A 1,121-nucleotide genomic window follows, 5' to 3' on the forward strand; every position below is an offset into this window, starting at 1 on the left:
CCGGGGTTGAGCCCCGGGATTTCACCCCCAACTTTCTGATCCGCCTACGTGCGCTTTACGCCCAGTAATTCCGAACAACGCTAACCCCCTCCGTATTACCGCGGCTGCTGGCACGGAGTTAGCCGGGGTTTCTTTACCAGATACTGTCATTATCATCTCTGGCGAAAGAGCTTTACGACCCTAAGGCCTTCATCACTCACGCGGCATGGCTGGATCAGGCTTGCGCCCATTGTCCAAGATTCCCCACTGCTGCCTCCCGTAGGAGTCTGGGCCGTGTCTCAGTCCCAGTGTTGCTGATCATCCTCTAAAACCAGCTATAGATCGTAGACTTGGTAGGCCGTTACCCCACCAACTATCTAATCTAACGCGGGCCGATCCTTCACCGATAAATCTTTCCCCCGAAGGGCGTATGCGGTATTACTCACCGTTTCCAGTGGCTATTCCGCAGTGAAGGGCACGTTCCCACGCGTTACTAACCCGTCCGCCGCTAGCTCCGAAGAGCTCGCTCGACTTGCATGTGTTAGGCCTGCCGCCAGCGTTCGTTCTGAGCCAGGATCAAACTCTCAAGTTGAAACGCTGTCACCAGCGTATCCTTGACGTTCGAACCTCTGCACATCTTCAATACTTCAGGTCCGCTTTGGGGGCAGAACCCTATGTCCACCCGGCTAAGGATTGGACACGTATTGAAAGTCATCTGTTTGATTGTGCTTCTGGTTTCCTAAAGAAACCGAAAGCCGCTCAAACAGTGAAGCTGACACTGGATCATCGGGTCGAAACCCTACCAGCGTTGATATACAGACGTCGTTCGTCGAAACGAACCAAACCGCCCACATATCTCTTCAGATACCATCAATTTCAAACAGCGTAGAGACAAAAACCAACCGGATGCGCCCTAACTTCTTGGCGCGCCCGCCCGTCATTCCCTCAAAATCTTCCGCCTCGTCTGCGTCAGCGTCTCGTTGCCTCGTCGCCGCCGCCCCGTCTGGCGTCCCGTTGTGCGCCTCAGCGCCGCCGGTGAGGGGGCTTTTACGTATACCCACACAAACCCGCAAGCGCTTTTTCACTCAAATCCAAAACTTTCTAACACAAATACAAAAAATGACACAAAATCATAAGGTTAC

The 1,121-nt window shown here is 53.4% G+C and carries 1 rRNA gene; it reads right to left on the reverse strand.

What is annotated here, in order from left to right:
• Positions 1-571, reverse strand: a 16S ribosomal RNA gene (locus RIG68_RS15160); the annotation flags it as partial.
• Between the last annotated feature and the right edge of the window lie 550 nt (positions 572-1,121).

The organism is Imperialibacter sp., assembly GCF_040222385.1.
In the GTDB taxonomy this organism is placed as follows: domain Bacteria; phylum Bacteroidota; class Bacteroidia; order Cytophagales; family Cyclobacteriaceae; genus Imperialibacter.